General features: G+C 61.2%; 22 protein-coding genes and 1 pseudogene. 9 read left to right on the top strand and 14 right to left on the bottom strand.

Annotated features, from left to right (window positions below; translation table 11 throughout):
- The first annotated feature begins 360 nt into the window (after window positions 1-360).
- Both ACTO5E_RS05025 and ACTO5E_RS05020 read left to right on the top strand, forming a co-directional pair.
- Window positions 361-2,955, top strand: a complete 2,595-nt coding sequence (locus ACTO5E_RS05025; RefSeq protein WP_482302118.1) for an ATP-binding protein — start codon at window positions 361-363, stop codon at window positions 2,953-2,955.
- 129 nt (window positions 2,956-3,084) lie between these two features.
- Window positions 3,085-5,550, top strand: coding sequence for a response regulator (locus ACTO5E_RS05020; RefSeq protein WP_482302116.1), 2,466 nt, complete (start codon window positions 3,085-3,087; stop codon window positions 5,548-5,550).
- Window positions 5,551-5,655: 105 nt separating this feature from the next.
- On the opposite strand, the gene ACTO5E_RS05015 is transcribed toward ACTO5E_RS05020, so the two are convergent.
- Together ACTO5E_RS05015 and ACTO5E_RS05010 are read right to left on the bottom strand one after the other, a co-directional pair.
- On the bottom strand, window positions 5,656-7,185 hold the full coding sequence (locus ACTO5E_RS05015; RefSeq protein ID WP_482302114.1) for a recombinase family protein: 1,530 nt from the start codon (window positions 7,183-7,185) through the stop codon (window positions 5,656-5,658).
- Window positions 7,186-7,234: 49 nt separating this feature from the next.
- Entirely contained in the window at window positions 7,235-7,390 is a 156-nt protein-coding gene (locus tag ACTO5E_RS05010) for a hypothetical protein (RefSeq protein ID WP_482302112.1), read from the bottom strand.
- A gap of 243 nt (window positions 7,391-7,633) precedes the next feature.
- Between ACTO5E_RS05010 and ACTO5E_RS05005 the strand changes: the two are divergent.
- Window positions 7,634-7,714: pseudogene (locus ACTO5E_RS05005) on the top strand (manganese catalase family protein); the annotation flags it as partial.
- Between the two features lie 278 nt (window positions 7,715-7,992).
- On the opposite strand, the gene ACTO5E_RS05000 reads toward ACTO5E_RS05005, so the two are convergent.
- The gene (locus ACTO5E_RS05000; RefSeq protein WP_482302111.1) at window positions 7,993-8,814 is read right to left on the bottom strand and encodes a peptidoglycan DD-metalloendopeptidase family protein; all 822 of its coding nucleotides are present in this window, start codon (window positions 8,812-8,814) and stop codon (window positions 7,993-7,995) included.
- A 618-nt stretch (window positions 8,815-9,432) separates the two neighbouring features.
- Between ACTO5E_RS05000 and lexA the strand changes: the two genes are divergently transcribed.
- Window positions 9,433-10,014, top strand: coding sequence for a transcriptional repressor LexA (gene lexA, locus ACTO5E_RS04995; RefSeq protein WP_482302110.1), 582 nt, complete (start codon window positions 9,433-9,435; stop codon window positions 10,012-10,014).
- Here lexA and ACTO5E_RS04990 read toward each other — a convergent pair.
- The 6 genes from ACTO5E_RS04990 to ACTO5E_RS04965 form a co-directional block, all read right to left on the bottom strand.
- The gene (locus ACTO5E_RS04990) at window positions 10,008-10,535 is read right to left on the bottom strand and encodes a flavodoxin domain-containing protein (RefSeq protein WP_482302109.1); all 528 of its coding nucleotides are present in this window, start codon (window positions 10,533-10,535) and stop codon (window positions 10,008-10,010) included. The genes lexA and ACTO5E_RS04990 overlap by 7 nt on opposite strands.
- Window positions 10,532-11,155 (bottom strand): TetR/AcrR family transcriptional regulator, encoded by a 624-nt coding sequence (locus ACTO5E_RS04985; protein ID WP_482302107.1) that lies wholly within the window; start codon window positions 11,153-11,155, stop codon window positions 10,532-10,534. Before ACTO5E_RS04985 ends, ACTO5E_RS04990 begins: the two co-directional genes overlap by 4 nt.
- A 350-nt stretch (window positions 11,156-11,505) precedes the next feature.
- Window positions 11,506-12,408 (bottom strand): hypothetical protein, encoded by a 903-nt coding sequence (locus tag ACTO5E_RS04980; protein WP_482302105.1) that lies wholly within the window; start codon window positions 12,406-12,408, stop codon window positions 11,506-11,508.
- Between the two features lie 115 nt (window positions 12,409-12,523).
- Window positions 12,524-13,165, bottom strand: coding sequence for a GNAT family N-acetyltransferase (locus tag ACTO5E_RS04975; protein ID WP_482302104.1), 642 nt, complete (start codon window positions 13,163-13,165; stop codon window positions 12,524-12,526).
- A gap of 65 nt (window positions 13,166-13,230) precedes the next feature.
- Complete coding sequence (locus tag ACTO5E_RS04970; RefSeq protein ID WP_482302102.1) at window positions 13,231-13,944, bottom strand: 5'-methylthioadenosine/adenosylhomocysteine nucleosidase; 714 nt, start codon at window positions 13,942-13,944, stop codon at window positions 13,231-13,233.
- A 103-nt stretch (window positions 13,945-14,047) separates the two neighbouring features.
- The gene (locus ACTO5E_RS04965) at window positions 14,048-15,331 is read right to left on the bottom strand and encodes a YcxB family protein (RefSeq protein ID WP_482302101.1); all 1,284 of its coding nucleotides are present in this window, start codon (window positions 15,329-15,331) and stop codon (window positions 14,048-14,050) included.
- Window positions 15,332-15,666: 335 nt separating this feature from the next.
- Between ACTO5E_RS04965 and ACTO5E_RS04960 the strand changes: the two genes are divergently transcribed.
- Entirely contained in the window at window positions 15,667-16,428 is a 762-nt protein-coding gene (locus ACTO5E_RS04960; RefSeq protein ID WP_482302098.1) for an SDR family NAD(P)-dependent oxidoreductase, read from the top strand.
- Window positions 16,429-16,572: 144 nt separating this feature from the next.
- Here the strand turns inward: ACTO5E_RS04960 and ACTO5E_RS04955 are convergent, their stop codons facing one another.
- On the bottom strand, window positions 16,573-16,773 hold the full coding sequence (locus ACTO5E_RS04955) for a large ribosomal subunit protein bL28 (protein ID WP_482302120.1): 201 nt from the start codon (window positions 16,771-16,773) through the stop codon (window positions 16,573-16,575).
- Window positions 16,774-17,102: 329 nt separating this feature from the next.
- Between ACTO5E_RS04955 and ACTO5E_RS04950 the strand changes: the two genes are divergently transcribed.
- On the top strand, window positions 17,103-17,396 hold the full coding sequence (locus tag ACTO5E_RS04950; protein ID WP_482302096.1) for a CD3324 family protein: 294 nt from the start codon (window positions 17,103-17,105) through the stop codon (window positions 17,394-17,396).
- Between the two features lie 103 nt (window positions 17,397-17,499).
- Here ACTO5E_RS04950 and ACTO5E_RS04945 read toward each other — a convergent pair whose 3' ends face one another.
- Together ACTO5E_RS04945 and ACTO5E_RS04940 are read right to left on the bottom strand one after the other, a co-directional pair.
- Window positions 17,500-18,279, bottom strand: coding sequence for a heparan-alpha-glucosaminide N-acetyltransferase domain-containing protein (locus ACTO5E_RS04945; RefSeq protein ID WP_482302095.1), 780 nt, complete (start codon window positions 18,277-18,279; stop codon window positions 17,500-17,502).
- Complete coding sequence (locus tag ACTO5E_RS04940) at window positions 18,276-18,776, bottom strand: deoxycytidylate deaminase (protein WP_482302093.1); 501 nt, start codon at window positions 18,774-18,776, stop codon at window positions 18,276-18,278. The genes ACTO5E_RS04945 and ACTO5E_RS04940 overlap by 4 nt, the downstream gene beginning before the upstream one ends.
- A 311-nt stretch (window positions 18,777-19,087) precedes the next feature.
- On the opposite strand from ACTO5E_RS04940, the gene ACTO5E_RS04935 reads away from it, so the two are divergent.
- Genes ACTO5E_RS04935 through ACTO5E_RS04925 form a run of 3 tightly spaced genes read left to right on the top strand, consistent with a single transcriptional unit; the run spans window position 19,088 to window position 22,273 of the window.
- Window positions 19,088-21,217 (top strand): hypothetical protein, encoded by a 2,130-nt coding sequence (locus tag ACTO5E_RS04935; RefSeq protein ID WP_482302091.1) that lies wholly within the window; start codon window positions 19,088-19,090, stop codon window positions 21,215-21,217.
- Window positions 21,210-22,094 (top strand): 16S rRNA (adenine(1518)-N(6)/adenine(1519)-N(6))-dimethyltransferase RsmA, encoded by an 885-nt coding sequence (rsmA, locus tag ACTO5E_RS04930; RefSeq protein ID WP_482302089.1) that lies wholly within the window; start codon window positions 21,210-21,212, stop codon window positions 22,092-22,094. The genes ACTO5E_RS04935 and rsmA overlap by 8 nt, the downstream gene beginning before the upstream one ends.
- The gene (locus tag ACTO5E_RS04925; protein ID WP_482302088.1) at window positions 22,091-22,273 is read left to right on the top strand and encodes a hypothetical protein; all 183 of its coding nucleotides are present in this window, start codon (window positions 22,091-22,093) and stop codon (window positions 22,271-22,273) included. The genes rsmA and ACTO5E_RS04925 overlap by 4 nt, the downstream gene beginning before the upstream one ends.
- A 255-nt stretch (window positions 22,274-22,528) precedes the next feature.
- On the opposite strand, the gene ACTO5E_RS04920 is transcribed toward ACTO5E_RS04925, so the two are convergent.
- Together ACTO5E_RS04920 and ACTO5E_RS04915 are read right to left on the bottom strand one after the other, a co-directional pair.
- Window positions 22,529-23,542: a TPM domain-containing protein gene (locus tag ACTO5E_RS04920; RefSeq protein ID WP_482302086.1), complete on the bottom strand. Its 1,014-nt coding sequence runs from the start codon at window positions 23,540-23,542 to the stop codon at window positions 22,529-22,531.
- 43 nt (window positions 23,543-23,585) lie between these two features.
- On the bottom strand, window positions 23,586-24,374 hold the full coding sequence (locus ACTO5E_RS04915) for a hypothetical protein (protein WP_482302085.1): 789 nt from the start codon (window positions 24,372-24,374) through the stop codon (window positions 23,586-23,588).
- Between the last annotated feature and the right edge of the window lie 225 nt (window positions 24,375-24,599).

Raw genomic sequence — 24,599 nt, 5'->3', positions numbered from 1 at the left:
ACCCAGAAGGGGTTCATTTCAAGGAAAAAAACGCAAGGCAATCTTCCGATTGGCGAGGATTTTTGACGCAGAAAGGGGCCCCTTCTGGGTAAAAAGACGGCGTTTCCGATTTTTCAAACAAGCCCTAAGCTTATGTGGACACCGTCTAAGTATAGCATAAATTGCAATTGCCGGGCAAGGGAAGTTATTTTTTTGGAAGAGCCTGGGCAGAGTTTTCTGCCTGGATTTATTGACAGAAATGGGGGACGCATGGTATTATAACATGGATTTTTCTTTTTTGAAATAGAGCCGCGGGAACGAAGCAATGCCAGCCTGACGCGGCGGCGAGGGTCGGGAAACAGTTAAATGGAGGTCTGGTGTATGGATTATTCGGGGAAGCTTTTGGGGCGGGCGGAAGAAGGCGGCGGGGGCCTTGAGGGGCGCAGCGGCATTCAGAGCGTGCAGAACCTGGAGGCTGTCATCAACGAGGGGCTGCGGGTCGCCCTGCTGGAGGAGACGCCGGACCAGTCGCTGGAGGTGCTGCTAGAGCACCTGGGAAAGGCCCTGAAGGGGGACCGGACCTATATCTTTGAGCAGAACGAGGCGGGCTGCGACGACAACACCTATGAGTGGGTGGCCGAAGGGGTGGAGCCGGAAAAGGAGAGCCTGCAGAACGTGCCCCCGGAGGTGTGCGCAAGCTGGTATCGGAAATTTGGCGTGGGCAAGCATATTGTCATTGAGAGCTTGGAGGATATTCGGGAGACGGACCCGCTTCAGTATGAGAATTTGGAACGGCAGGGCATTCATTCGCTGGTGGTGGTGCCCCTGTATAACGGCAAAAGAATCATCGGGTTTTATGGGGTGGATAATCCCCCTGCCCGGTCTTTGGAATATGCCACGAACATGCTGCAGACCGCCGCGTATTTTATCGTGTCCTCTTTGAAGCGGCGGAACCTGGTGCGGGAGCTGCAGAAGCGGAGCTATAATGTGCTGCACGCCTTGAGCGTGGACTATCTGGACATCTATGAGGTGAGCTTTGACACGGGCCAGTGCGAGGTTTACCGCAGCAGCGGACAGGTGGGAGTGGACTGGGCAGCCTATTTTCGGGAGGGCTATGAGGCGGCCATGGAGCGGTATATCTCTCAGTATGTGGCGTCCCGGGACCAGGAGCGGCTGCGGGCCGTGACAAAGAAGGAGCATGTGCTTGCCCGGCTGAGGGCCAGGAAGAAGTTCTCGGTTCGGTATCAGGTGAAGGACTCTGTCTCTGGGCTGAAGCATTTGGAGCTTCATTTTTCCGCCACGGAGAAGACGGAGACGGAGAACTGCGCGATTTTTGCCCAGCGGGACGTGAACGCCCTGGTGGAGCAGGAGGAGAAATATAAGCTGGAAGCCCGGCGGAGCATGGAGGACATTCTGGAAGGGGCCAGGACCGGGATATGGACGATTGAGCTGGAGGAGGGCTGTCCGCCGAGAATGTACGCGGACCGGACCATGCGGATTCTGCTGGGGGCGCCGGACGAGATGGGGCCCGAGGACTGCTACCGGCACTGGTTTGCCCGGATTGGGCCGGACTATGTGGAGATGGTGCAGGAGTCGGTGGTGGAAATGCTGAAGACCGGACGCTCGGAGGTGATTTACCCCTGGGACCACCCCAGCCTGGGGAAAATCTATGTCCGCTGCGGCGGTGTGCCGGACAAAACCTTTAAAAAGCCCGGGGCCTGTCTGAACGGCTATCACCAGGACATTACGGAGACCATGGTGACCAGAAAAAAGCAGGAGCAGTCTATTATGGAGCTTTTGGAGCGGGTGCGGCAGGCAAACTCGGCCAAAAGCGAATTTCTCTCCCACATGTCCCACGACCTGCGCACGCCTATCAACGGGATTTTGGGCATGCTGGCCATTTTGGAAAAGAGCCAGGACGACCCCCAGCGGCAGAGGGAGTGCCGGGAGAAGATTCGGGTGTCTACAGAGCATCTGCTGTCGCTGGTGAACGATGTGCTGCAGGTGAGTAAGCTGGAGAGCGGCAGGCCCGCGGCTGTGGAGGAGCCCTTTGACCTTTTGGGCGCCCTGAACGACTGCGCTGCCATTCTGTCTCCTCTGGCGGAGGAGCGGAGCGTGCGGCTGGAGCTGGACGCCGCCGGCCTGCGGCACACAAGGGCCATTGGCAACCCCCTGCACCTGAAGCAGATTTTGATGAATGTGATGGACAACGCCGTGAGGTACAACCGGCCCCGGGGCTCTGTGTTTGTGCGGGCGGAGGAGACGGGCTTTTGTGAGGGGACGGCCAGCTGCCGCTTTGTGATTGAGGACACGGGGATTGGCATTGGAGAGGACTTTAAGGAGCATATTTTTGAGCCCTTTACCCAGGAGCATCAGGACGCCAGAACCAACTATAACGGGATTGGCGTGGGGATGTCCATTGTAAAGAGGCTGGTGGACCAGATGAAGGGCAGCGTGGAAATAGACAGCCGGGTCGGCAAGGGGAGCGTGATTGAGATTACCCTGCCCATTCGGGTTGACCAGGCCTGGAACGGCGGGCCGGCGGAGGAGGAATGGCGCATGCCGGACAATATTGCCGGGATGCGGGTCCTGCTGGTGGAGGACAATGAGATTAACTGCGAGATTGCGGAATACATTCTTCGGGACGCGGGGGCGGAGGTTGTGACCGCCCACGACGGAAAGGCCGCGGCGGACATCTTTGGGGCCTCTGAGCCGGGAGCCTTTGACTGCGTGCTGATGGACCTGATGATGCCGGTGATGAGCGGCTATGAGGCGGCGCGGGTGATTCGCGGCCTGGACCGGGCGGACGCGGGAACGGTGCCCATCATCGCCATGTCGGCCAATGCCTTTGAGGAGGACATTGCCCTGGCAAAGGACGCGGGGATGAACGAGCATCTGGCAAAGCCGGTGGACATTCGCAGAATGTTTGAGGCCATGAGCCGGCTGGCGCGCCCCATGACTTCGCCGCTTAAATGACTAAAATCTATGGAGAGGGAAAGAAGTATGAAAAATAGGGCTTTGCCGCGGTCTTTGAAAGTGAGCATAGCGGCAGTGGTAGGTTTGACGGTCTTCGTGTTTTCCTTTCTTGGCATATCCATACACAATATGAGCGAAAAGGCGGTGGAGGACATCGGCCTGGACTACATGTCTGGGATGAACGAGCAGGTGTCTTTGCACTTTGAGACCATTATTGAGCTCCGCCTGACCATGGCCGAGTCCATTGCCCATATTGCGGCAGGAGACGGCTCTGGCTATGGCTCGAAGGAGGAGATTGCCTATGGGGCAAAGGCCAGGCATTTTCTGTGCGCCGCCCTCTATTCGTCTGAGGGGGAAATTGAAATGATTTACGGCGATTCCGTGTCTTTGAACCACCCCGAGCCCTTTTTGGAGAGCCTGCGCAGCGGAGAGCGCAGGGCAGCCTCTGCGGCGGACAGCACCGGGGAGGGAGTGATTCTGTTCGGCGTGCCCTGCGAATACCCCATGTCGGACGGGGAAAGCAGCCTTGCCATGGTGGTGGGGCTCTCTACGGATTATATGGGCGAGGTGCTGTTTCTGGACTCGGACAGCTCGCTGAGCTATTCCTTTGTGATTCGCAAGGACGGCAGCTATGTTGTGGGCAACGAGGGGGACGGACACAAGAATTATTTTGACCGGCTGCACTGGGTTTTTGACGGCCAGGAGGAGGAAGCGGCGTCCTGCGCCGAACAGCTGGCCGCTGCCATGGACGCGGGCGAGGATTTTTCCGCTATTCTGAAAACCGGCGAATCCCGCCGCCATCTCTACTGCACCAGCCTGCCCTACTGCGACTGGTATCTGGTGACGATTCTCCCCTTTGAGCGGCTGGACTATGCCATTGCGGGGATGAGCAGCCACTGGCTGACCATTGTGTATGCCGCCTCGTTTGTGGTGATTGCCATGCTGCTGTACATATTCTTTCAGTATCTGCGGGCGTTCCGGCGTCAAATGTCTGAGCTGAAGCATATGAACGCGGAAATGGACTGCGCCCGCCGGGACGCGGAACGGGCCCGGAAGGAGGCCGAGCAGGCCAACGCGGCAAAGCAGGACTTTCTTTCCAGCATGAGCCATGACATTCGCACCCCCATGAACGCCATTATCGGGATGACCTGCTTGGCCATGGACAAGGAGAACCGGCCGGAGCAGGTGCAGGACTATCTGCGGAAGATCGCTTTGTCCAGCCAGCATCTGCTGGGGCTGATCAATGATGTGCTGGATATTTCCAAGATTGAAAGCGGCAAAATGACCCTGAATGTGGAGCCCATGTCGTTGCGGGAGGCCATGGACTGCATTGTCAACATTATTCTGCCCCAGGTGGAGGCGAAAAAGCAGCGGTTTGACGCAGCCGCCTATGATATTCTGGCGGAGGACGTGTATTGCGACAGCGTGCGGCTGAACCAGGTGCTGATCAACCTGCTGGGGAACGCGGTGAAATTTACCCCGGAGAAGGGTTCGATTCAGGTGACGGTGTATCAGGAGGCCATTGCGGAGGAGCCGGACCGGGTGCGCACCCATTTCCTGGTAAAGGACACGGGCATTGGCATGTCCAAGGAATACCAGAAGGTGATATTTGAGTCCTTCAGCAGAGAGGACAACACCCGGGTGCAGAAGACAGAGGGCTCGGGGCTGGGAATGACCATTACCAAGTATATTGTAGACGCTATGGAGGGCCGCATTTCCGTGCGCAGCGAGCAGGGCCGGGGCAGCGAGTTCCATGTGGCGCTGGACCTGGAAAAGGCGGCGGTGCAAAAGCCGGAGGCAGAGCTTCCGGACTGGAATGTTCTGGTGGTTGACAGGGACCAGCGGCTGTGTGTCAACACGGTGCGGATGCTGGAGGAGGCGGGGCTTCGCGCCCAATGGTGCGCCAGCGGAGAACAGGCCATGGAGCGGACCGCCCCGGGGCGCTGCCAGCTGGTGTTGGTGGGCAGGACTTTGCCGGACATGAGCGGGATCGAGGCTGTCAGGGGGATACGGTCCCGCTGGGGAGAGAGCGGCCCGGCGGCGCTGCTGGTGGCCTGCGATTGGAGCAGCGTGGCCAGCCAGGCCAGAGAGGCGGGCATTGCGGGCTTTCTCTCCAAGCCGCTGTTCCGGTCTACCCTGTTTGACGGGCTGAACGCCTTTGCCGGCGCCGGCGTGGAGGAGGCGGGCGGCACGGAGCAGGCCGCGGACCTGACCCTGCGGGGGAAGCGCATTCTGCTGGCGGAGGACAATGAGCTGAACTGGGAAGTGGCGAGAGAGATGCTCTCGGTGCTGGAGATGGAGCTGGATTGGGCGGAGAACGGAGAACTCTGCGTGGCGAAATTTGAGCAGTCGCCGGTGGGGTATTATGACGCGATTCTGATGGATGTGCGGATGCCTGTGATGGACGGCCACGAGGCCACCGGGGTCATTCGGGGGCTGGAACGGGAGGATGCGGATCTTCCCATTATTGCCATGACTGCCGACGCGTTTTCGGAGGACATTCAGAAGTGCTTGGAATGCGGGATGAACGACCACCTGGCAAAGCCCATTGACGTGCAGGCTGTGGCCTTTAAGCTGAAAAAGCATATGAAGTGATCGTGTACTTTCCGGCATTGGGGCCGCCGCGTTTTGCGGGGCGCGGGCCTTTTGCAGAATCCATCATCAGAAAGAGGAACGCCGGGGGACGCCCTGGCGTTCCTCTTATAAATTCCACCATATTTTGACCCCGCCGCTGCTGTCCATGAGGATTTTATGGATCAGGAGCCCGGCCGCGGCCTTCTTGCGGCAATAGCCCGCAGCGCGCCAGGCCTTTGCCAGGTCCACGGCTTCCTCCGCCCCGGGGGGCGGGCTTTGCAGACGGCTCAGCCGTTGGCTCCATATCTGCTTATCCTGTCTGAGCCGGGCTGCTCTCTGGTTGGCAAGGGCCAGCAGGTCCTGGTTCAGACCGCCGGACAGGATGGCGTCTACCAGCTGCTGCTCCGCTTTCTCTATGGCCCTGACGCGCAGCTTCAGGCTGTTGGTCTCAGAGGCCTCTGCTCTGCCGGGGGGGCGGCTTACAGCCCTCAGGCCGGACAGCTTTTGAGCGATGCAGTCATGGACCATGCTCTCCAGGTCTTCGGCGTAGATGGTCATGCCCGGCCCGGCGCAGGTGCGCTTGTGGGTTTTTCCGGTGCAGTGAAAGTACCGCCGGACCTGGCCTGCCTTGTTGGGCTTGCCCTTGATTGTGGTCATGGCGTGGCCGCAGCCGGCGCAGTACACCTTGCCGGCCAGCCAGCTGGTGCGGTTGCTGAGGCTGTTTCCCAGCTGCTTGTTTCTTTCCAGCTTTTGCTGGCATTTCAGCCAGACGTCCGCCTCTACCAGACCTGGGTGGGACAGGAGCACCAGCTTCATATCCGACCAGTCCGGACTGGCCGGGTCATGCCTGGTGCGGCCGTAGAGGCGCGCGCCGTACTCTCCGGTAAACCGGGAAAGGTCCGCCGCAATGGGCGTGCCCCGGTTATGGTAGTAGTCGTATACATCCGAGTCGGCCTTGACATAGATGGGGTTTTTGAGCAGCGCGGACAGCTTGGCGGTGGTCCAGCCGCTGCCCTGGGAGGGCTCTTTGTCCTCCGCCGCCAGGATTTTCAGCAGCTGGCGCAGGGAGACGCCCTCTTGGGCGTAGAGCCGGAAGATGGTTTTGACCCGCTCCGCCTCGGAGGGGATGGGGCTCAGGGCTCTGGTTTTGACATTGTGGATGACCGCTGGGACCAGCTCAAAGCCATAGGGCCGGCGGCCCCCCATGTAGAGCCCCATTTCGCTGCGGTGGGCGTAGGCCTGGGCCACCCGGCTGATGATGGACGCGCGCTCGAACTCGGCAAACACCATCAGCAGCTTTACCAGCATTTCTCCATAGGGTGAGGAGGTGTCAAAGGACTCCTGGGAGGATACGAATTCTACGCCGTACTCCTTGAACTCCTGTAGAATGCCCACAAAGTCGGACAGGGAGCGGCTGATTCTGTCCAGCTTGTAGACCACCACCTTGCGGGCCCGGCCCTGCCGGATCAGCTTCATCATCCGCTGAAAGCCCTGCCGGCGGACGCTGCCCCCGGAGAAGCCGTTATCCACAATGGGGATCACCTTCTCGTCCCTCTCGCTGGGGCGGAGCATGGAGCGGCAGTATTCCAGCTGGGTCTCGCAGCTGATGCTGTTCTCACGCTCTACCGATTTGCGGGCATAGAGTACGATTGCCATGGGCGCACCTCTCTTCTGGCAGATGCCGTTTTGTGTCAAGGGGACGGGGCTATGACGCCGCCTCTTTGCCGGGGGCGGTGAGGGCGGCGGTCAGCTCCCGGAGCAGCTGCTCCCGGTCAGGGGCCTCCTGGTCCGGGACAGTAAGATGCTGGACAGGGTGCCTTACACCCTTTCTGTCTGTGTAGTCCTGCTTCAGATTCGTCATGGCCATACCTCCCGGACTGCCCGGCCAAGGCCTGGGGCTGGAATGCAGGGGGACGCCCCTTGTTATGATAGTATGCGTGAGGCTGCGGTATCTTTCGCGGATGGGGATATTCTGGGCTTGTGTCGGCTGAATTTGGGATTGGACGGGAGGGGATGCGCCTTGACCGGCTGCCGGGCTCTGCACGAAAAAAATCCCGGAGCCCCTGCAAATGCTGGGCTCCGGGCTTTTGCTTAAATGGCTCATTTTGGCGAGGGGCTGCGTATTCTCACCGACCGGCTGGACTCCAGGAACTTCTACGCCTTCAATCCCTCTTTCGACAAGTAAGCGCGGAAAAAACCGGACAAGGGCCGGCAGGGCTGATCACCCTGCCGGCCTTTTTCCGGTTTTGGGTTGGGATGGTTAGAGGCGGCGGTTTGGGGGAAGCTTGTAAATATCGGTAGGAGGTTTACGGGCAGGATGTCGCTATAAACCGTGAGTGCAGGCCTCTTGGTTAGCTGTTGCCACAAACTGCGACCACAAACCTCCCGGCCCGCTGCCGCCAGCACTGGCTGTGCCTTTGAGTTGGCTCCGCCAACTCAGCGCCCCGCTAGCTGGGTCCAGCGTCACGCTGGGTCGTTTTCGATGATGGTGTGGGGGTCCAGGTAGGCGGAGTCGCGGCGGACCTCCAGGTGGAGGTGGGGCTTGTCAGCGGACTCCTCGGGCACCGCTGTCACTGTGCCGATGGCCTGGCCGATGGTCACCACGTCGCCGGGCTCTACCAGGAAGTTCTCGCCCAGTCCACAGTAATAGAATTGATAGTCGCCGTGCTCAATTACCAGCACATTGCCCAGCATACTGTCGGTGTAGGCCTCTTTTACCATGCCGTTGCCGCAGGCCAGCACCTGCTCGCCGCTCTCCGCCGCCAGGTCGGTACCGGTGTGCACCCGCCAGTCGCGCATGGTGGCGGAGTACATGGGCGCGCCGGAGCTGTAGGCCTTGGCAACCTCTTTGGAGCTGACCGGGTAAATCAGCTCGCCGCTGATTTCATAAAGAGGCGCGTTGGCAGGCACCTGGGGCTCCTCCTGGACCTCCTCCTGGGGCTCCTCTGCCACGGCCTGGGGCGCGGCGCTGGGGGCCGGCGTGGGGGCCGCGGGCTTGGGAGTGGCCGCAGGAGCCGGTGTGGCTGTGGCCCTGGGCCGGACCTGCGAGGCTGCTCCGCCGGCCTGGGGCCGGGCGCTGGGCGTTGGGCTGCGGGGAGCCTCCGGGTCGTCGCTGACACGGCTGGCGGTTTGGCTGGTCTCCCCTACGGCCTCCATATAGCCCTGCACCGCGTCGAAGGTGCTCCAGGCCGCTACGCCTACCGCTACCAGGCACACCGCCAGGGCCAGATAAAACCCGTTGCGCCGGGCCTTGCCCTCTGAAAAGCGCTTTCCGTTCATGTTCATAGTTACCTTCCTTTCAGGCCGGTCCGCAGGGCTGCGGGCTGGCTGTATACTTTTTTCATGCACTGGTATTCTGGCCGGAAAGCCTTGGCATTATGCAGCCGCCATTTAGGGCTTGTTTGAAAAAACACAAAAAGAAAAGAGCCGGCGAACCGGCTCTCTCCTTTGTACTTGAGGGGTATTATTGAGGAGGGTAGAACATGTATCTCAAGAAAAGGTTGGTCCATTTCTGAGTACGGGTATATTATACTCCGGTTGGGCCCGGCAGTTGTTACGCCGCTGTGAATAAATGGGAAACAAATTCCGGCTTTCCTGTGAAGAATTTTCCGGGGCTTTCAGGGGGAAGTTGGCTGTGTGGGCTCGAAGGCTTCTGCTCTGGGAACCTGCCAGAGAGGTGGGGGCCGCTGGACTCCTGTTTTCGCGGGGTGGGTTTGTGTGGGGAGAGGGGCTGAGGGGCGCGGTTTGGGTTTTTGTCGGGAAATGTTTTAAAAATATTTTTTCATTTTTCAAACATCTGTTTTGCAATTTGCCGGAGTCTATGCTATAATGTGTGGTGACAGAGGAAGAATACCCGCCAGCCGCGGGTTCATGATAAAAGACTTGCCTGGAAGGAGGCTTTTCATGCAGGGCTTGACTGCCAGCCAGCAAAAAGTTTTAGACTACATCAAGGAGGCCGCTCCCTCTGGCATTCCCCCCACGGTGCGGGAGATTTGCGCTGCCACCGGGCTGCGCTCCACCTCCACGGTACATGCCCACCTGAAGACCCTGGAGCGCATGGGCTATATCAGCCGGGGGGCGGGGCTGAACCGCAGCATTCGGATTGAGGGGGCCATGCCCACAGCCCAGGTACCCATTCTGGGCCGGGTGACTGCCGGGATGCCTATTCTGGCGGTAGAGGACATTGAGGGGTATATCCCCTTTCCCCACCGGGACGACCGGGAGCTGTTTGCCCTGCATGTGATGGGGCTGAGTATGCGGGACGCGGGGATTCTGGACGGGGACTATGTGATTGCCGAGAAGACCCCCACGGCCGACGACGGGGAGATTGTGGTGGCTATGATTGAGGACGAGGCCACGGTGAAGCGTTTGTATCGGGAGGCGGACTGCATTCGCTTGCAGCCGGAGAACCCGGACTTTGAGCCCATCTACTCTGACCAGGTTTATGTGCTGGGCCGGGTGGTGGCTGTGGTGCGCTATTACTGAGCCTCCCCTTTCAGGTAGGCTTCCAGGGGGGCCAGGCTCTCCCGGCTGGTTTTGTCAAAGGACTGCTGTATATTTTGCAGCATCACCTTCTCTTTGGAGGTGTCGGCGTGGGCTTTCAGCATTTTGCGGAACACTGCCATGAGCAGCTTGTCCAGGGGGCTCATGGCGGCGTAGTTCAGCCCGCCCTGTAGATAGAAGGGGCGGAGGAATTTCAGCTCCTCGGGCTGAAAATTCTCCCGTTCCAGCCGCCGCACGTCCGAAGCGTCCGGGGGCATGGCCCCGGTGAAGAATACGGCGGCCCGCTTGCCCCTTAACCGGGGCATTTGTTTTTTGAACCAGCCCAGCCGCCGGATTCTGCCCACATAGCAGCCGCCGCCAAAGGCCACGGCCTGGTAGGCGGTCAGGTCTACGGTGTTGCGCTGGGCAAATTCCACGCAGTCGCAGGCCAGGTCCTCTTGAAGCCAGCGGGCGTATTTCTCGGTAAAGCCGGTTTTTGAGCTGTAGATGATCAGGGTTTTCATGGATTTTCCTCCCTTTGGTTGGTTGACGGGGCAGCGTGGGCTGTGTAAAACCACTGGATATGGGCGGCCAGCAGGGGCTTGGCCTGCTGCCAGTCCTGGTGCTGGGCCATAATGAGAAAGACCCCGCCGTAAAACGCCAGGGCCAGGGCCTCCGGGTCCTGGCGGGGCATGGCGCCTGCCTCCATCAGCCCGGCGAAGACCTCCGCCTGCACCTGCATGGGGTATTGGCAGAACAGCCGCCGGTACAGCTCCGCCGACCGGGGGTCCTCATACTGGCTTAGGGCGAGCAGCTGCCGGAAGCGGCCGCAGTAGGGGTCTTCATAGAACCAGGCGAACACCTCCAGCACCCGCTCTGTCAGGCTGGCGCCGGTGAGGAGAAAGGCCTGGGGCTCTTCGCCGGGGGCAAAGGGCAGGGACCGGCTGCGGTAGTAGTCTTCCGCTTTGGCCCAGCAAATATCCACAATGGCGTCAAAAATCTCCCGTTTGCTTTTGAAATGGCTGTAGAGGGAGCTCTCCTGCACGCCTACGGCCCGGGCAATGTCCCGGACAGAGACAGCGGCATAGCCCTGGCGGGAGAATAAATTCAGGGCCTCCCAGATGATTTTTTCTTTGGTATCCACAGGACCTCCTTGCGAACAGTTGATTGTTTTTATATTGTACTATCGATTGTTCGGTTTGTCAAGGGGGGATGGGTGGAGGCGCGCCCAGCTTATAAAGCGACATCCTACTTTGCTAGTGTTAAAATAGTGTATATTCAGGTGAAATGGAGGGGTGTCAGGGCTTATGCTTTCGTATCCTCTCCCCCTTTTTGGTACAAAAATTTATCTATGAGAGGGGCGTGGGGCGGGAGAAGTGCGCGGTTTTTAGTCGGCTGCGGCGGGCGGCGCAGCCGGCCAAAGGGATGAACGGGAAAAGCCCCATGCTGCTGCTTTTGCAGAGGCATGGGGCTTTTGTTGGTTGAATGGGGCGGCTACCGCAGGGGGAAGGTCTGGGTGGTGCCGTCGTCGTTGGTGTAGACCATGTAGGGCTTGCCTGCAATCAGCTGGTCGGCCAGCTCCTGGTGCTTTTCTTCGTCTCCCTCGCCGCCGTCTATGTACAGCTGGACCCAGAAGGTTCCAGAGGCCAGCTCGGTTTGCAGGGTGTAGCCTGTATAAGCCTCTTCGAGAGGAGTGCCGTCTCCGGTGAAGAAGGCGAACTTGCTGGGAAAGTCGGGGATGTCGATCTGGCCGGTCTCCCGGTTGTAGTTGTCGCAGAACCAGCTGATGCCAAAGGTCAGGCCGAAATTGTCCTCGCCATAGGTGCCCCGGCCCAGGCTGACCACGCAGCAGCGGCCGTCCAGAAAGTCAAAGCCAATCTCCGCCAGCTCCTCATCGGTCATGGGCTCTCCCCAGTCGGTGAACAGCTTGTTGGCGTAGGTGCCGTCCTGGTTGCGGGGGGCTTCGTAGTCTGACACCCGCAGCGCCAGCTGGTCGACGGAATAGGCGTCGCTCATTTCATAGGAAATGGCCATGGTCCAGCCAGGGTTCAAGTCTCCGTAGCCGGAAAACAGCTCGTCCAGCTGATTGCCCTCCTTGTCGCAAAAGCTCATGCCAATGTCTCGGTATGGGCCGTGGAACACCACTGCCAGCACATTGTCATGGGCATAGGCCAGCCGCACCTCTCCCTGGTCCAGGGTCAGCTCCTGGGCCTCTGGCTGCTGCTCCTCCTCGCTCGGCGTCTGCTCCTGCTCCTGGCTGGAGGCCTGACTGCTGGAAACAGCGCTTTCGCTGCCAGCGCTGCTGGCTCCCTCCGGCTTGCTCCCGCTCTCGCTGCCGCAGGCTGTCAGCGAAAACAGCAGGCAGCAGCTGAGCAGGGCACAGATCCATCTTTTCATTGCTTACTCCTTCCTTTCTTCCATCTTTTATGACGGACAAAAAACTGGGGCGTTCCTCATCACGCAGAAAAAGGAACTCCCCAGTGGTTTAGTATACCAATATTGGGTAGGCTTGTCAACTGAGCCAGCAGACTGGCCGTTCACTGAAGGAATAGCCCAGGGCTTGGTACATGGCTTGGGACTCCGGGTCGTCTACCGGGACGTGGACAAAGGGGGCGAAGCAGCGCTCAAGGCACCAGGCGGTTGCCCAGGCGGCCAGCTGCTGCTCTAAGCCCTGGCCCGCAAGCTCTGGCAGCACCGTGAGATACCCCAGGCCGCCCTCGGGGTACAGGCCTGCCAGGCCCAGCAGCCGCTGGCCCTCCCACAGGCCCTGAAGGGCTCCGGCCCGGAGCCGCTCCTCCAGCTCCCCCTCCTCAAAGGCCTGGGGGAAGGCCTGCTGAATCACCGGCCCCTGGCTGGGGTCCAGCAGGGTAAAGGCCCCCTCCGCCTCTGGGGGCTGGGGGTTCAGCCAGGCCCCGGCCCAGCACTGCATCATGCCGGAAAAGCCCAGCATATCCATTACCAGCCGGGCGGTGGCCTCGTGGTGCACTGCCGCCTGTAAGGGCCGGACAATGCCCCCGCAGAGGGCCTCGCCGGCCTGGACATCCTCCGCCGCCAGCAGATATGCCCCGCTTTTTGCCACATACACCAGGGCTCCGTCCTCCCGCACAGCGGCCACTGAGCCGTCCCCCCGGCGCAGGGCCTCCAGCATGTCCATGTGTAAGATCGGGTCTCTGCCCAGATAGGAGCAGGCCCTCTGTTCCAGCTCCCGCACCGGACCGGTTACAGCCGGGGCAGGGCCTTGGCCAGCAGCCGGGCGGATTTCTCTGCGCAGGCCTGGACAAAGGCGGGAAAGTCGGCGGGGGAATCGTCGTTGGCGTTGTCGCTGACGGCCCGGAGGATGGCAAAGGGCACGCTGTTCATATAGCAAGCCTGGGCAATGCTGGCCCCCTCCATCTCTACGGCCTTGGCCCCGAACTGCCGGCGGAGCTGCCGGCCCTTGGCCGGGTCGGCCACAAAGCTGTCGCCGGTGGCAATGACCCCCAGATGGGCCCCGCCATAAATCTGGCGGGCCTCTTCCAGCAGCAGGGCGGAGGCGGCCTGGTCGCTGTTCAGCATGACAAAGCTCTCCTCCCCCTCGCCCCGGCAGATGGTGAGCTGGCTTTGGGGCTCGCCCAGGGGGGTGGTGTCAAAGTCGTGCTGCACGCACTGGCTGGCCACCACCAGGTCGCCAATGCCAACGTCCATGCCGCCGGCCACCCCCACGTTGATAACAAGCCGGGGGGCGTATTGGGTGATCATCACCTGGGCGCATACGGCGGAGTTCACCTTGCCCGCGCCGCATTTTGCCACCACACAGTCCACGCCGCCCAGCAGGCCGCGGTGGAACACCAGCCCGGCGGTCTCCTGGGTGCGGTCGTTTTCCATTTGGGCGATCAGGCCCTTGACCTCCACTGTCATGGCGCCGATGACGCCGATGGGGCCTTTGTTCTCCATATATTCTGTTCCTCCCTTATTGTTTTTGCTCCGCCGGTCTGGGCAGACCGGGCAGGGGGTGCGCTGGCTTCTCTGTTTTTAAACAGGCGTTGTTTTAACTGGGTTATTGTTTCCGGGTCTTCTCCGTGATAAACCGGGTGAAGTCCTCAAACTCGCCTTGGGTGAAGCCGTATTGGTCTACCATGTAGGCGTTGTCGGGGCCATAGTAGAGGTAGACATATTGGCCCCGGCGGCGCACGGTGGTGATTTGGAAATAGGGGATGATGCTGGCGGACTGGACGCCGGACACCCGGAAGGCCTCGGGGTAGAAGGTGTAGTGGGCGGTTTGGGACTGGCCGCGGCCATAGACCTTGCGCTGGATTTTTTCTACCGCGGCGGGCATGGCAATGATTTTATAGGCATAGTACACGGTTACGCCGGCGGCAAGCAGCTTCATCCACCACTCGGTGTGGGCCAGGAAGGCGGTGCACAGCATGATGAGGCACATGGCGGCGCCAAAGCTCAGCTCCCCTATATTTTTGACATAGGCCTGGTAGAAGCTGAAGTGGTGGATCGCCTCTTTGGTGCAGTCGGTGTCGTTTTGGAACAGGGCCTCGCCCTGGACCTCGTTGGGGTCGTGGTCTCTGTGGTAGGCGGACAGCTGCTCGGCCAGCTTGGCCTTCTGCTTTTTGTCCCGCCGGGACTTGACGGGCAGGTAGATGAGGGGAACGCCCACTGCCAGCAGCAGCAGGCCCAGCAGCACCAGGCTGCCGGTGAGGCTGGCCGGGTCGGCCTGGGGCTTTTCTGTGACCCGGGTGAAGCGGATGGAGCTGACCAGCTCCTCCATCAGCTGCTCTTGCTGGGGAGTGATCTCCTGGTCGCCGCCGTAAATGTCAATATTGACCGCGTAGCCGTTGACAATGGTGCCGTACAGCATCTCGTGCATGGGCTCCTCGCCGGCCATGTCCAGCCGCACCCGGTAAAAGGGCCGGTCTCCCACCGGGAACCAGTCCTTGGTCACGGTCAGGTCCTCGTTGTTGGACTCCGCCAGGTCTGTCAGCACCTGCTCCAGCTCCTCGGGGGTGAGAAGGGCCAGGTCGTAGACCCGCTGGCTGTAGTCGCTCTGCCGCTGCATGACGGTGATATTGGTCTTTCCGTCCTCTGAGATAAAATTGGCCAGCACGCCCATATCCGCGTAGTCCTGCAGCTTGGCGGCCGCGTCGCCCACCCCGGCCAGAGCCCAGGCAGGGTCGTCCTCGGCCAGCTCGGGGCCCAGCTGGAGCATCCCCTGGGGGACCTCCAGGGTAAAGTCCTCCCCGCTCCAGGACTGGGCCAGGGCGGGCATGGCGCAGGCGGCCAGCAGAAAGGCGGCCAGCAGAAGGGCGGTGAGGGAAATGAGTTTTTTCAAGGGTTTGTCCTTCTTTCTGTGTTGCCCTGCGGGGCAGGGCGGGCTTTTTATACATTATATCATAACCGGGGATGATGTCAAGGGGCGCGCCTGTCGCGTAAACAACAGCTTGCACAAGCTGCTGCGAGGAGAAGCTGTTTTACCGGTCTGAAAACAGGAGGGGGATTCGGGGGAAACGGGGGCTTTCAGGGCCTGCTTTTTCGTACCCGCAGCTCCCCTTTCGTGCATAAAGCCGGGCAGGGCGGCGGGGATTTTTTTCGGGCCTGCCCTGTATTCGCTCTTGACGTATCAAAAAGAATGGCGTACAATAAAAGCATGAAAGGAGGTTGGATGCTTTGGTTACTGCTGTAATTACCGGCGCCTCCAGCGGGCTGGGCAAGGAATACATCAACGCCATTATCTCCCAGTTCCCCACAGTAGACGCCTTTTGGCTGGTGGCAAGGCGCAAGGAGCTTTTGAAGGAGATTGCCGAGGCCCACCCGGACAAGACCATTGCGGCCGTCTCTTTGGACCTGTGCAGGGAGGAGAGCCTGGACCTGTTTGAGCAGCTGCTGAAGGAGAACAACCCGGAGATCAAGGTGCTGGTCAACAACGCGGGCTTTGGCAAGTGCGAAGACTTTTTCTCCTCCAACCGCCGCTCGCAGACAGACATGGTGGGCCTGAACTGCACGGCTTTGACCGGCGTGACCCGGCTTTGCCTGCCCTATATGCTGGACGACAGCCTGGTGCTGAACATTGCCTCGATTGCGGCCTTTGCCCCCACCCCCCGCATGTCGGTGTATGCGGCCACCAAGAGCTTTGTGCTGTCCCTCTCCAAAGCCCTGCACGACGAGCTGCGGCCCAGGGGCATTAAGGTGCTGGCTGTGTGCCCCGGGCCCATGGACACGGATTTCTGGCAGGTGGCCAATGTGCCGGAGGGCAAGTCGCGGCTGATTGACAAGCTGCCCCGGGTGACCCCCAAGGAGGTGGCCGAGGCCTCGCTGCGGGCGGCAAAGCGGGGCAAGCTGGTGTATACCAGCGGGTTCTTCTACAAGGTCTACCGGCTGCTGGCAAAGCTGCTGCCCCACGGCTTTTTGATGGAGTTTACTGAGATATAGTCCCTGGCCCAGAGGGCCGCTGTCTGGCGGGAAGGGGACTGTGGACCGGAGAGGCCGGCGGGTCTTTGGGACGCAAAAAAGGACCAGGGCGGCCTGGTCCTTTTTCTTGTGGGCTTTTTGCCGGCGTTTTATTGGGCCTGTCTGTCACCGGGACTGCTTGCGCAGGGTGCGCATGCAGCGGGTGCAGACGGTCAGCCGCCGGAGGCCCTGGGGGGTCTCTACGTTCATGCGGTGCAGGTTGGGCTTGATTTTTTTCGGTGTGCGGCCGTTGACATACATGCGGTCGCGGGCAACCTTTTTGCCGAACACCGTGGTCTTTCCACATAGTTCGCAGCGCGTATGGATTCCTTCTCTCTGCTGGGTTTTGGCATAACGGCAGAGCTGTGGCTATAGTATAACCTGCCCGCCCCCTCCCCCGCAACCCCGCACATGGGGCAGAAATGTTCCCGCGCCTGCCCCGGTTTGTGGCAGAATCAAGCCGGTCCTTGCGCGCGGGGGCGGGATGCGGTATAATTTGCATATGGCATATACGGTAAAGCACTGGAAGCGCAAAGGAGGGAGGTCTGTTTTGACCCGATCTGTGAAGCGTGCATAGCAAGGGCTATTGCACAGAAACCAAAAGGATGCACAATAGCCTTTGCTCATCCCGAAATCATTGTTTCAGGAGGAGCAGTATGCGCTATGCACGCGCCCAGGATCTTCTGCCCCCGGAGCTGCTGGAGGAATTGCAGGGATATATTGACGGGGCCTACCTCTATATTCCCCGCAAGGAGGAGAACCGGCTGGCCTGGGGGGCCCGGACCTGCAGCAAAAAGGAGACCGCTGCCCGCAACCGGCAGATTCTTCAGCGGTTTTGCCAGGGCGAGACAGCGGCTCAGCTGGCCGAGGCCTTCTTTCTTACGGAGAAGACGGTCCGGCGTATTATCGCCCAGGAGCGCAGAGCCGGGCAGGAGAAGGAGGCACAATAGAAAAAGCAAGCCGCGGCTGTCCATTGGGACATGGCCGGGGCTTGCTTTTTGAGTTTTTGAGGGACTTTATTCCGCAGGCGCAGGGGCCTGCGTCCAGCTCTCTTTATGCTGTCTGCCGCACCAGCCAGAACACGGCCATGAGCGCGGGCTGGTGCAGCAGGTAGATGAGCAGGCTGTGCCGGCCCAGAAACGCCAGGCCCGGTATGCCGGGCTTCAGCCGGTCCATCGCCTGGCGGCGGGAGCCCGCCAGCCGCCACAGGAAGTAGCCTGTGAGATAGAGGAAGACCCAGGGGATGAGGGGGAAATAGTCGGAGGAGGAAAAGCCCGGGCCCGGCAGGCCTGCCACGGCCAGCCAGTCCCACTGATACAGCCAGGGGGGCAGGGGGCACAGGCGCAGGCTCTCGAACCCCAGCCAGCCCCGGGGCACATTGCGGGTGAGGAAAAAGGCGGCCAGGTTCAGCGCCAGGCCCAGCCAGGGGGAGAAGGGCGGCAGCTGCCAGCGGCTACACAGGGCCCACACGGCGCACTGAAGCAGAGCCGCCAGCCCCAACAGATACAGCACCCCGAACAGGATGAACTCGCTGGGCATGGCCAGCCAGGTGGCAAGCGTCACCAGCAGCCCGGCCCCCAGCACAGTCAGCCCGTGGCGCACCGGGTGTCGGGACAGGCGGAAGCAGAACCCGGACAGCAGAATAAAGCCCCAGCAGATGCTCTGCTGCCAGACATAGCCCGCCGGGCCGGTATACCAGGGAATGGGGATGCCGAGAATGTACACCACGTCATAGAGGGCGTGATAGGCGATCATCTGGACCAGCAGCAGGCCCCGGAGGGAGTCCAGGGCCTGGTAGCGGCCTCCGGTCTTTTTGGGGGTCAGACGGCTCAATAGCCCAGCACCCCCCGGAGAGATTCGTCGTCCTCTACCCAGCTGCTGACGGGGATGACCCGGTAGTGGTCCTTGTCGTCGCGGACAATGACCCGGGCGATGCCGGCGTTGATGGCCAGCCGCTTGCACATGGAGCAGCACACGGCGTTTTTGATGTAGCTGCCATCTGGAACCTCGGCGCCGGTCAGGTACAGGTCCGCGCCAATCATGTCCCGGCGGGAGGCGGAGATGATGGCGTTGGCCTCGGCGTGGACGGAGCGGCACAGCTCGTAGCGTTCTCCCCGGGGAATGCCCAGCTGGGCGCGCAGGCAGTAGCCCAGGTCGGTACAGTTCTGCCGGCCCCGGGGGGCCCCCACATAGCCGGTGGAGATGACCTCATCGTCTTTGACAATGACGGCGCCATAGCGGTGGCGCAAGCAGGTGCACCGCTGAGAGACTACCTCGGCCAGGTCCAGGTAGTAGTTGATTTTGTCCCGGCGGGGCTGGGCGTTTTCCATAGTGTGGCCTCCTTGTATGTGTATGTCAGGCGGGGGAAAGCCTGTCCCCCGCTGCGGGTTTTGCTGTCTTCTTGGATTATTTTGCGGGAAAAGCTTTGCGGCTGTTGGGGCACGTTTTGTCAGGACAGATTTCATGAAAACACATGATATTATAAATCTGTTTGGAGAAGTCCGGCGCTTCGCGCTTCAGGGCTTCTCCTTGTGTTTGTCAAAATACATTATACCACAGGCCTTTCCCATTGACAACTTTACTTTTTTGAAAAAAAATGTTACAATGGTTCTGCTTCTGATTTTTTAGGGGGTCTGATATCATGACCGGCTCTTTGTCTGGCTGTTTGGCCGCGGCTGGCTATCTCTGCTTCTTTCAGCTGTGCGGCGTGGCGCTCTCCGGGGCTCTGCTCTCTCGGGAGGGGCTGGGGGTGCGGCTGCTTTTGGGCAGCGTTGCGGGCAGTGTGATGCTTCAGTGGCTGCCTGCCCTGGGGGCTTTTGTGTGGGGCTTTACCCTGCCTGCTCATCTGGCGGCATTGGCCCTGGCCGCTGTGCTGGCCGGGGGCGCGGTCTGGCTGGCCCGGCGGCGGGGAGGGGGGGCTCTTCTGGGGCTGAAGGAAGCCTCGGGGCTGCTGGGCCACCCCTCTCTGCTGGCTGTGCTGGGCCTGTGGCTGTTCTTCTGCTTTCTGGTGGTCCACTCCTTCCGCTGGGCGGACGGCCGGGTCTACAGCAGTCAGGCCACCTTTGGGGACATGGCCATGCACCTGAGCTTTATCACCAGCCTGGCCAGGCAGGGGGCTTTTCCGCCTAACTACTCCCTGCTGCCCGGGGCCCGGCTGTCTTATCCCTTTTTGTCTGACAGCATTTCGGCCAGCCTGTATTTGCTGGGGGGAAGCCTGCGGCTGAGCTATTGCCTGCCTATGTTCTGGGCAGGAGCCCAGGTGATGCTGGGGGGCTGGCTGTTTTTGCGGGAGCTGCTGGGCCGGCGGCTGCGCAGTCTCATTGCCTGGGCGTTGTTCTTCTTTAACGGGGGGCTGGGGCTTTTCTACATTCTGGGGGACGGGCCGGGGGGCTTCTCCCGGATTTTCACCGCCTTTTATCAAACGCCCACCAATTTGACGGAGAAGAACATTCGCTGGGTGAATGTGGTGGTGGACATGCTGCTGCCCCAGCGGGCCACTCTGTTCGGCTGGGCGGTGCTGCTGCCCGCGCTGTATCTGCTGGCCCGGGCAGTGTTTGGGGGAGAGCGGAGGCTGTTTCCGGTGATTGGGGTGCTGGCGGGGGCTCTGCCCATGATTCACACCCACTCCTTTCTGGCCTTGGCCCTGGTGTGCGGGGCCTGGCTCAGCGTCCGGCTCTGGGAGGCCAACGGCCTCTCGGGCAAGGCCGCGCTGCTGGGCAAGGGGCTGGTTGTTGCCGGTTTGGTGATTATGCCGGCGCTTCAGGCAGTTTTGCAGGCCCGGGGCCGCACCGACGGCCCTGGCCTGCTGGTGTTTGCCTGCGCGGCAGTGGCCCTGTGGGTGGTTCAGCTGGCCACTTTGGGGGCAGGGGCCCTGGTGCGGGACAGGCAGGCGGGCCTTCGGCTGCTGGGGGACTGGGGGCTGCTGCTGGGGCTGACCTGTCTGCTGGCCCTGCCCCAGCTGTTGACCTGGACCTTTCAGCAGGTGAGCGGGGGCAGTATGCTGCGGGGGCATTTCGGCTGGGTGATTGGGGAGGACAATTATCTGTGGTTCTACCTGAAAAACCTGGGGCTTACGGCTCCTCTGGCGGTGTTTGGCCTGCTGGCCGCCAAAAAGGAGGCCTTTGCCCGGTACTGCCCGGCGTTGGCCATTTGGTTTGTGGCGGAGTTTGTGGAGTTTCAGCCCAATGACTATGACAACAACAAGCTGCTGTATGTGGGCTTTTTGTTCCTCTGCTGCGCCGGGGCTGAGGGGCTGTGTCATATTTTGGAGCTGGTGAAGAACCGCCGGGCCCGGGCCGGGGCGGCTGCGGCGGCAGTGGGGGCCCTGGCTGTGCCGGCGGCGCTGACCATGGGCCGGGAGGCTGTGGCCAGCTATGAGCTGTTCGGCCAGGGGGCCTTGAGCCTGTGCCAGTACATAGAGGAGGAGCTTGCGCCGGAGGCTGTTGTTCTCACCGACCAGCGCCACAACAATGAGGTGGCCTCGCTCAGCGGCCGCAATGTGGTGTGCGGGTCCCCCTCCTATTTGTTCTATCACGGACTGCCCTATCAGGCCAGTCAGGAGGCGGCAAAGGAAATGTATGAGAACCCGGCGGGGAGCCTGGAGCTTTTTGCCCGGTATGGGGTAGACTATATTCTGGTCAGCGACTTTGAGCAGAGCTCCTTCGCGGTGGACCGGGAGGCCCTGGACCAGCTGTTCCCACGGGTGTATGACGACGGGGCGCGGGTGCTTTATCAGGCGGCGCGCCTGGGAGAGGAGGGAGCTTATGATTGACTTATCGAACCCCGCGGTGGTGCGGGGGATTCTGGAGCGGCACGGGCTGCGGCTGTCCAAGGGGCTGGGGCAGAATTTTCTCATTAACCCCACAGTCTGTCCCCGCATGGCGGAGGCCAGCGGCGCGGCGGAGACTGGGGGGGTGTTGGAAATCGGGCCGGGGATTGGGGTGCTCACCCGGGAGCTGGCCCGGGTGAGCCGGAAGGTGGTGGCTGTGGAGCTGGACCAACGGCTGCTGCCTGTGCTGGGGGAGACCCTGGGGGACTGCCCCAATGTGGAGCTGGTGCAGGGGGACATTATGAAGCTGGACCTGCACCGGCTGGTGCGGGAGAAATTTGAGGGGAAGCGGATTTGCGTGTGCGCCAACCTGCCCTATTACATTACCTCGCCGGTGGTCATGTCTCTGTTGGAGAGCGGCCTGCCTTTGAGCTCTGTCACAGTGATGGTGCAGCGGGAGGCGGCCCAGCGGCTGTGCGCTCCCCCGGGGGGCCGGGCCTGCGGGGCGGTGAGCGTCAGCGTGCACTACCACAGCCAGCCCCAGATTCTGTTTGGGGTGAGCAGGGGGAGCTTTCTACCGCCCCCACGGGTGGAGTCGGCGGTGATTCGCTTTCAGATGCGGGAGGAGCCGCCGGTGGCAGTGGACAGCGAGGCTATGCTGTTCCGGGTGGCCCGGGCGGCGTTCTCTCAGCGGCGGAAGACTGCGGCCAACGCGATTTCGGCAGGGCTGAACCTGCCCAAGGAGCAGGTGGCCGGGGCCTTGGAGGCCATTGGGGCCGGGGCGGCGGCCCGGGCGGAGCAGCTGACCCTGGAGCAGCTGGCGGCTCTTGCCAATACCCTGACCAGCAGCCGGATTTTGAGCGAGGAGGCATTTTTATGACAGAGGCGGAACGCAGGCTCTATCAATTTCTTTTGCTGGTGGACGCTGCCGCCATTATTGTGAGCATGATTGCCGGCCCCTTGCGGCACACGGCGGCGGCGGTTGGGGCGGGCGCCTCGGCGGCGCTGATCTCTGTGTGTCTGATTATTTACGGGCTGTACTTCTGGGCCCGGCGGTGAAGCGTCTTTTTAAGGTGTATAGGGCTTGTTTGAAAAATCGGTACATGCCGATTTTCAAGTGTGTTTACTATAAACGCAGGAGCCTTCCCTCTCTGCCCGTGGAGCGTCGGGCTTGGAGGGAAGGCTCTTTTTGTTGGCGCAGGGGCTTGAGGGCGTCGCCTGCGCTGTGTGAGAGGGCCTGGGGGCGGCTTTTGCGGCAAGGAAAAAGCGAACGTCGGCCGGTTTGGCTGGGTTCGCTTTTGGCTTTATTTCGGGTTATTTTCTTCTTCCCGCGCCGCCGCCGTGGGAGCTGCCGCCGCTATGGAAGCCTCCTGAGCGGCCTCCTCCCCCAAAGCCGCCCCGGCCCATACCGCCGCCGGGTCTTCCGCCGCCGGTGAAGCCGCCAAAGCCGCCGCTTCTGGGAGGGCGGGGCGGGCGGGGGCCTGGTCCAAAGCCGCCGAAGCCGCCCGGCGGGGGTGGGGGCGGAGGAGGCGGGCCCCAATGGTTGTGATGATGCCAGTGGGTGCGCCGCCGGCCCATCATGCTGCCCATGAACAGGCCCGGCCAGAAGCCGCCTCCCCCACCGCTGCCGCCTCCGCCGCCCCGGCTCCGGCGCAGCAGATTGACCACCAGCAGGAAGACAGCCACCACAATGGCCGCGCGCACCAGGAAGAAAATGATCTTGCCCACTACGCGGCCTGCATGATAGGAATAGCTCTGGGTCTCATTCTCCCGGTAGCCGTCGTCGCTATAGTCCGGGTGGTTGGGGTTGGGGACGCTCGCGTAGTAGCTTTCCAGCTCTTTTACTACCTGGGTGAAGAACTTTTTGACCCCCGCGTCGTAATCTCCGGCGGCAAAGTCGGGCTCCAGGTACTCATAGAGCAGGTCGTCCAGTCGGGCGCCGTCAAAATAGTCGTCAATGCCTGAGCCCGCGGTGGCATAGTAGTCTTCTTCGCCAATGCCCAGCACCAGCAGAAGGCCGTTGTTCCGCTCCCGGGAGCCAATGCCCCAGTGATTGAAAATGTCGTTGGCATAGTCTTCCCGGTCTTCGCCGCCAAAGAAGTCTACCGCTACCACCGCCACCTCGGCGCCGTACTCCTCAAACATCCGCTGGTTCTCCCGGACGATCTCCCGCTCGGTGGAGGCTGAGAGCACACCGGCGTCGTCCAGCACATATTGATTTTCGGGCCGGTCTGGCACAGCCGCCCAGGCTGCGGGGACCGGCCATGTGAGCAGCAAAACCGCCGCCAGCAGGGCGGCGAGGCAGGTTTTGGGTTTACAGCGTTTCATGGGCACTCTCCTTTTCCTCTGTTTCCTCCGGGGGCCGGGCGGGTCAGCTGCCCAGGGCCTGTTCTACCCGGTCTACAATGCTGTCGCTGAGGTCGTCCGCCCAGTCTGTGGCCCACTCGGCCGCTCCGCCGGCCAGCTCGCCGGCCCGGCCGGCGGTGTCCTCGGCAAAGTCCTCCACCTGTTCCATCAGGTCTTCATAGTCGGGGGCGTCGGGCGGGCTGGGGGCACCTGTGTCCGCCGCTTCCGCAAGCTCCGCAGAGAGGGGGCCGTCCTGGTCAAAGTAAGCCAAAGGCCTCTGGAAAGCAATGGGCTTATACCATGCGTCCAGCTTGGCGTTGAAAGCGCGGGCCTGGTCGTTGTAGCTGCTGCGGTTGATTTTATCCTGCTCGGAGCGCATATTGGCTATAATCTGGGCAGGGTATTTTTTGTCCTTTTCCGCCAAGTCCACTTGCTCCAAGGCATCCGCCAGGGCCTGCGCGGAGGAATCCAGAGCCTGGTTGGCACGGACTGTGTCGGCAAAGCCGGTCTCCTCGCCATCGAACACAGCCATCTCCGCGCAGCGCACCTGATACTCTAGGTCATCGGCCAGGGCTTCCAGAGAGGGCTCCTTGTCTGTATAGCGCTTGGCCAAAGTAGCCAGGTCGCTGGCCGCTGCCTGGCGCTTTTCCAGGCCTTCATAAATAGCGTAGCCGCCCTGATCATAGTAGTAACTGTCAGAGGCCTCCTCCCGCAGCTCGGAAAGGGTGGAGTTGATGCCCAGAGGCACAGCGGCAATAATGGCTGCTGCCATAAAAAGAGCGGCAAAAGGATGTTTCTTCTTTTTGATTTTCAATTAGGAGCACCTCCTGTAAATGTAAAATAACTGTACGCCGGACGGGAAGCAGCCAAAGCTTCCCCTATCTCCAAAGCATTTCCTTTGCGCGGGATGCCGCTAGGTGGAAGGAGAAGCGCAGCGAGTCGGAGCGAGCGATACGCGAATTGCTCTCCGCCAGGAGGGAGTTGGCCTCTCGCCGGGGGTTTTTCTTCGCGCGGGATGCCGCTGGCTGGCAGGAGAAGC

The sequence above is a fragment of the Acutalibacter sp. genome (assembly GCF_056800975.1).
Note: the sequence above shows the minus strand (reverse complement) of the source record. Positions and strands in the feature narration are given on the sequence as shown.